The 6,237-nt window shown below is 64.4% G+C and carries 5 protein-coding genes and 1 pseudogene; all 6 read right to left on the bottom strand.

All coding sequences use genetic code 11. The annotated features are described in order from the left end of the window. A pseudogene (locus tag D3872_RS22075) lies at positions 1 to 612 on the bottom strand (C4-dicarboxylate ABC transporter); the annotation flags it as partial. Positions 613 to 793: 181 nt separating this feature from the next. Continuing rightward, the gene (locus D3872_RS22070) at positions 794 to 1,930 is read right to left on the bottom strand and encodes a HupE/UreJ family protein (protein WP_119812804.1); all 1,137 of its coding nucleotides are present in this window, start codon (positions 1,928 to 1,930) and stop codon (positions 794 to 796) included. Then, positions 1,927 to 3,105, bottom strand: a complete 1,179-nt coding sequence (locus tag D3872_RS22065) for a tetratricopeptide repeat protein (RefSeq protein WP_229459472.1) — start codon at positions 3,103 to 3,105, stop codon at positions 1,927 to 1,929. Before D3872_RS22065 ends, D3872_RS22070 begins: the two co-directional genes overlap by 4 nt. A gap of 58 nt (positions 3,106 to 3,163) precedes the next feature. Continuing rightward, positions 3,164 to 3,436 carry a hypothetical protein gene (locus D3872_RS22060; RefSeq protein ID WP_119812802.1) on the bottom strand — a complete coding sequence of 91 codons (273 nt, stop codon included), beginning with the start codon at positions 3,434 to 3,436 and terminating at the stop codon, positions 3,164 to 3,166. 12 nt (positions 3,437 to 3,448) lie between these two features. Beyond that, positions 3,449 to 4,945: a DUF4331 domain-containing protein gene (locus D3872_RS22055; protein ID WP_119812801.1), complete on the bottom strand. Its 1,497-nt coding sequence runs from the start codon at positions 4,943 to 4,945 to the stop codon at positions 3,449 to 3,451. A gap of 403 nt (positions 4,946 to 5,348) precedes the next feature. Next, the coding region (locus D3872_RS22050; protein ID WP_147373962.1) for a transposase at positions 5,349 to 6,237 on the bottom strand (889 nt) is incomplete at its 5' end.

The following is a 6,237-nucleotide window of genomic DNA, read 5'->3' as shown; positions in this document are numbered from 1 at the left end:
GGGCGTTGACCGCCGCGCCCATCGCCGTGAACAAGTCGATCGCCAGGCCGTTGGTGCGGAACTTGACGCCTTTCAGGTCCTCGGCCCGGGTGACGGGCTTCTTGAACCAGCCAAGCGGCTGGGTCGGCATCGGCCCGGTGAGGAAGGAAACCACGTTGGCGCCGATCGAGTTGTACAGCTTGGCCAGCAGCTCCTTGCCGCCGCCGTACTTGTGCCATGCCAGCACCATGTTCGCGTCCATGCCGAAGACCGGGCCGGAAGTCCACAGCGCGATCGCGGCCTGCTTGCCGTAGTTGTAGCCCATGACTCCGTGGCCGCCGTCCAGCGTGCCTTTCGATACCGCGTCGAGCAGGCCGAAGGCGGGAACCACCGCGCCGGCCGGCAGCACCTCGATCTTCAGCTCGCCGCCGGTCATGTCGTTAACTTTCTTGGCGAAGTCCTGGGCGTATTCGTGGAAAATGTCCTTGCTCGGCCAGGTGCTCTGGAAGCGCAATTGGGTGGGGGCTGTCCGGTGGCGATCATCGGTACCGCGAGGGCAGTGCCTGCGGCGGCGCCGATGAATTTCCTGCGGTTCGAAACGGCTTCCTTTGCTGCGGTGTCGCTCTTCTTCATCGTGTGTCTCCTGTTATTAGTATTTACATGGACCAGACCGATAAATCCTGACGCGTACGACTGCGGCCTGCATCTCCCGAAGGTTGTATGCATGACAAGCTCAGCAAGAATGTTCCCGGATGCTTACAGATTGCTTACACCGGGTGGCCAATCAGGAGAAATGAAGAAGCGGGCGCGCTCCCTACGAGATGAGGGACACATCGAACACGCGTTCGGCCAGCCACACCAGCGACACCAGCACGATGGTGGCCGAACCGCCGCCCAGCACCACGGTGCGGTACCAGCCGGTGTTCCGCGCCAGGTAGGCCAGCGGCAGGAATACGGCGACGATGGCGACCTGCCCGACTTCGACGCCGACGTTGAAGCCGACCAGCGACAGCGCCAGCGAAGCTTGCGGCAGTCCCAGGTCGATCAGTACGCTGGCGAAGCCGAATCCGTGCAGCAGGCCGAAGGCGAAGGCCATCTGCGCGCGGCGGCGCTGGAACAGCGGCCACAGATTGTTCAGCGCGGCCAGCGCCACCGAGGCGGCAATCGCCGCTTCCACCAGCCGCGAAGGCAACGACAGCAGGCCGAGGGTGGCCAGGGTCAGGGTGATCGAGTGGGCCAGCGTGAAGGCGGTGACGATCTTCAGTACGTCGATGGCGGCCATGCGGAAGGTGGGGGCGCCCTGCCATTGGCGGCCCTGGTACACCAGCACGGCAGGCAGCAGCAGCGACAGCAGGAACAGGATATGGTCGAAGCCGATCCAGATATGCCATATCCCATGCCGCACGTAGTCGCCGAACTGGAGCCACTTCGACGTTTCGCCAAGCTGCAGCGACTGGCGCGCCGCGTCGGGCGTGAAGATCGCGGTGCTGGTCTGGTCCTGGTGGCGGAACTTCAGCAGCCCCTTGTGCTGCGGGTCGATGTCGAACAGCAGGCGGTAGTCGACGTCGAGTACGGCGATGCCGGCCCCGCAGTCGGCGCGCAGGCGCAGCACCGCGTAGGCGCCGTCGGTATGGTCGTCCAGCAGGTGTTGCGTCACCTCCAGCGGGCAGTCGGCGCCGGCGCTCGACAGCTTCAGGCGCGCCAGCGCATAGGCGGCGATCGCATCGTGGCGCGCGCGCACCTCGTCCCAGGTCAGTTCGCCATTGCCGTCGGCGTCGAGCCCGATCGCCATGTCGAGGTCGCGCAGGGCGATGTCCCACTGGCCTTCGACCCGGGCGCCGTCGACGGCGAGGGCGAGGTAGCTGTCGCTCGGCTTGTGCGCGGATGCAGGCAGGGCGCACAGCAGCGCGGCGGCGGCGAGGATCGCGGCGCTCCCCCAGCGGCGCATCATGCGCCGGCTTTCAGTTGTTGCAGGGAGGTGATGGTGCGGTCTTCGATGCCTGACGTTTTCAGCCAGTCGCGCACCAGCGCGGCGGCTTCGCGGTCGCCGCTGGCGACGGCGGCGTCGGCCAGTATCCTCAGGTCGGCGGGTTCTTTCTGCACCGCCCAGTTAAGCTTGGCCAGCCTGACGGCGGCGGCCGGGTCGTTGCGCAGGCCTAGTTCGAAGCGGGCCTGCTCGCGCTGGTGCACGGTGTCGCCGCGCAGCATGGCCGCTTCGAAGCGGTCGCTCAGGGTGTTGGCCGCCTGCGTGGCATTCGGCGAGCCGGTCGCCTTCAGCGCCAGCGCGTAGCGCAGCAGCAGGGCATCTGCGCGCGTCTTGCCGGCCAGGAGTTTCACCACTTCCGGCGCGCGGCCATGGTCGAGCAGGAAGTCGGCCCACGCCGCCAGCAGGTAGCTGTCGGCGCTGTCCTGCGCCAGCGCCTGGCGGTAGTAGCGTTCGGCGGCCGTGTCGTCGCCCACGCGCGCGGCCATTTCCGCCAGCAGCGTGACGGCCCAGGTGCGCACGCCCTCGTCGGCGGGCGGATGCCGTTCGAGTGCCTGCTTCAGCTGCTCGTAGCTGGCGCGCGCCTGGCCGCTGACGCTGCCCACTTCCGACAGGCAGGTTTGCACCACCAATTCGGGCGCGCGCGAATACAGGCGCATGCAGCTGGCCTTCGCGCCCGCGAAGTCGCCGGTGATCGCCAGCACGGTGGCGCGGGTCAGCCAGGCCTGGGCATTGCCGCTGTCGCGCCTGACGACGGTGTCGAGATCGGCCAGCGCGGCCGCGAACTGATGGGTGCTCTGGCGCAGGGTGGCGCGCAGCACCAGGATCTCGTCCGGCGGTGCGGGCTGCTTCCACCACGGCGCCAGTGCCGCTTCGGCGTAGCCCAGGTAGCGCGGGTCGCCTTCGATGCGGGCCTGCCCGATGTAGCGCCGCGCGAGTGCGGCGGCGAGGGCGATGCTGGACGGATTCTTGCTCAGTTGGGCGCGCAGGCCGGCCAGTTCTCGCTGAACCGGATCGACGCGGGCCGGCAGCCGTTCGACGACCTGGCTGCCTTTGGATGGGATGTAGGGTTCTGCATGGAGGCCGTGCTGCGCGGCGGGCGCCATTAGCGCGAGGATGAGGCAAAGGCGGGCAAGCGTCATGAATTACTCGTCTTTTTGTTCGGATGGGAGGAAGGTAGCATACCTTCCTCCCGCCTGATTACGGCACTGCCTCCGGCTCGGTATCCTCGGGCGCGGTTGCCGTTATCGTGTCGATCGCGACTGGTTCATCCTGGTCCAGCAAGGATGCCACCCGCGCCGCGACAATGGTGAAGAAGCTGTCGACAACAACCGCCGGCGGCGTCGGCGCAGGCGGAGGGCTGCCGCCGCCAGTGTCATTGCTGCTGTTACAGGCCGTCAGTAGCACGCCGGCCGCCAGCGTAAGCACGACAGCCGGGGCGCGCTTCCGCCAGGTGCTTTGAAGTGTGCGCATGATGTCCTCCTCTTAGTTATTGCCTGGCAGCGGCGTGTTCAGGTAAGGGAAGGCCGGCTTGTAGTCGGCTGCGGTCTTGCGCACGCCATCGGTCAGCGCCGCGCCGCCCGCGGGTGCATCGCCCGGCCTGCAGCCAAGCTGCAGCGTGTCGGCCGCGCCGGTCAGCACGCACAGGGCGCCCATGGCCACGCGCAGCGACAGGTCGGTCACGTCGTCGGCCGGACGGCGGCCGTTAGGGAAGCCGGCGTTGTCGCCGCCCGCCACGCCCAGCGGATTCTGTGCGGCCAGCGCGGTAGGCGCAATGCTGGTATTAAGCCGCATCATCTCGGAAGCCACTACGTTCCTCGGCTGGTTGACGCCAGCGATCCCCTTCAGGAACACGGTAACCAGGTCGTTGCGCGGGAAGTTGGTCGGCGCCTTGGCGGTCGGGAACAGCGATTCGATCAAGGCCGGCAGCACAGGGTTGGTGACATAGTCGATGAACTGCGCGTCATCCCTCGGCTTGGACGTGTTGAAGCGGTCCTTGTCGTCCAGGCCGATCACGACTTCGTTCACCAGCGGCATGCCGATGCGCGACACCTGGCTCCATGCCCCGCCTTCCTTGACGGCGTTGTTGATGCCCGATGCAGGCGCGGGGTTCAGCAGTCGCCCCTGGCGCATGCTGGCGGTGGCGTAGGCGCCGATGACAGGTTCGCCGGCCACGGTCAGGCAGGAGATCGGGATCTCCAGCGCAATGGTGCTGATGTTCTTGCCTTCGAGGTCGTTCGGGTTGCCGCCGGTTTCGGCCCCCAGTGGATTCAGGTTGAACAGGTCGAAGGTCTTGCCCACTGCTATATAGAAGGACTCCCTGCGCTGGCCGACGAACACGCGGCCGGTGCCGCAGCCGGGAATTGCGATGTCGTACATGTGCAGGTTGGCATAGGTTTCGTAGCCACTTGCGCCGCCGAAGACCTTGTCGCCGATGTTATCGACCGGCTTGTCGAATTCGGTGGCGCCGCCGGTCGAGGCCAGGCGGCTGCGGGTGCCGGTGCGGCGGTCGCCCCTGACCATGTCGATGGTGTAGGTTTCGCGTGCGTTGAGCGCAGCCGGGTTGACGCCCCTGATGGTGGACGAATTAATCAGCGGGATCAGCACCGACTTGCCGCCGACGTTCAGCGCGGTGCGCTTGGAGGTGTTCTTGAAGCGCAGCTGGAAGGTCACGTCTTCCCTGGCGTCGCCGTTGTTATCGACGTGGATCTCGTACAGCGCGTTCTGGTCGAACTGGAAGAAATTCGGGCCGCCCTGCGGGTCCTGGAAGGGGATGAAATTGGCGATCATGGTCACGTAATCCTGGCGTCCCGGCGCATAGCTGCGGAACATGTAGAAATCGGTGCCGTCGACTTTCGGTGCGTTGGTCAGGAAGGGCGCCTCCCGGTGGCTGGACGCGCTGGCCGGTGCAACTGCCCCGGCCAGGGCCGCGCCTGCGATGACGGCGGCAACCCAAAAGTTCTTTCGCTGCGCTGCTTGCATGATGAGCTCTCCTCTGTTGGTTGGGTTGAAGCGCGCAGTGGGGCACGCCTTTCGGTTCGCATATCTGTAAAAGTTATACGCCGCTACGCGCGTTCTTATGTGAGGACACGCACGGATGTACCGATTAGCGACAGGTGCACGCGAATATTTGTGTTGCTAAATTCTCCTTAGAAATCAATGTGTTAAATGTCGCTGTAAATACAACGATTTGTTGCTTTCGCGCGATTCGTGCGGCCGAAATCAACAGCGCTCTTGTATCTTTTGGTAATTCTGTCGAGATGATTGAATCCGGCCGTCGAGGCAGCGCGTACAAGTGGCAGGCGGTACCAACGACAGGACGCAACGACGTTGACGTCCTCCCCGTCCTGAAGAGGGTGTCGCAAAACGTTTTTCTGCGATCACATCAGGCCCGGGCGATGTTGTGGTTGAGGACGCAAGCCAAAAAAAACGCGGCATGCGGCCGAAAAAACGTATGCGCCCCTCTGAGAGCGTATGGAACGGCGTAAAAGTAGAAAAACAGCGCCCTCAGCAGGGCAACCGCTCTGGACAAGCTGTACGCCATGACATGTAAGGCAAATTCGCGCTTGACCGCCTGTAGCCCACGTCGGCGAAAGCGATCCAGGCCCTGCTGATCGCGCAGGCTGCTGAACACTGGTTCGACGATCGCCTTGCGCTGGCTGAAAATGTAGCGCGCCTGGCGATGCTGCATCACGAGACGAAGCGCGTCCCGTTGTTCATCCTCGGGGTAGCGTTTGATGCGCCGCCCTTGCGCGGCCTTCGTACAGTTCGCACGCAGGCGGCAAGCTGTGCAGCTTGATGCCGCATACACGCTCACTGCCCGCGTGCGCGGTGTTTCTCCGCATTTGGAAATGAGGACCAAGGTTTGGCCGGCAGGGCATCGGTAAGTGTCGGTATGCGCGTCGTAGGTGAATGCGCTCTTGTGGTACAGCCCCTCCTCTTTGGTCTTGGCAGGCCACTGGCCCTCCGGACACAACAAGCTGATATCGCGTGTGAGCGTCGCGTCAATCACTTCATCATCGAAGTAGCCGGCGTCGAGCAGCAATTCCCTGACATCTTCTCCAGTCACGCGTGCACTTTGATCGAGCATCGGTGCGATCACCTTCGTCTCGCTCGATGGATCGATTTCGAAGGCCGTGATGATTCTGTCTGGATTTGCCAGTACCGATGGTTTGTACGACGCCGCAAACCCGTGTCCACGTTTCAGGCGCTGTACCATGGCCTCCGGTTCGCTGCCGCTGATACGCAAGGTCTCGACATTCTTGCCATTGCTG

It is taken from the genome of Massilia cavernae (genome assembly GCF_003590855.1).
Classification (GTDB): Bacteria; Pseudomonadota; Gammaproteobacteria; order Burkholderiales; family Burkholderiaceae_D; genus Telluria_A; species Telluria_A cavernae.
The sequence above is the reverse complement of the archived record's forward strand: the minus strand, read 5'-3'. Positions and strand labels throughout refer to the sequence as shown.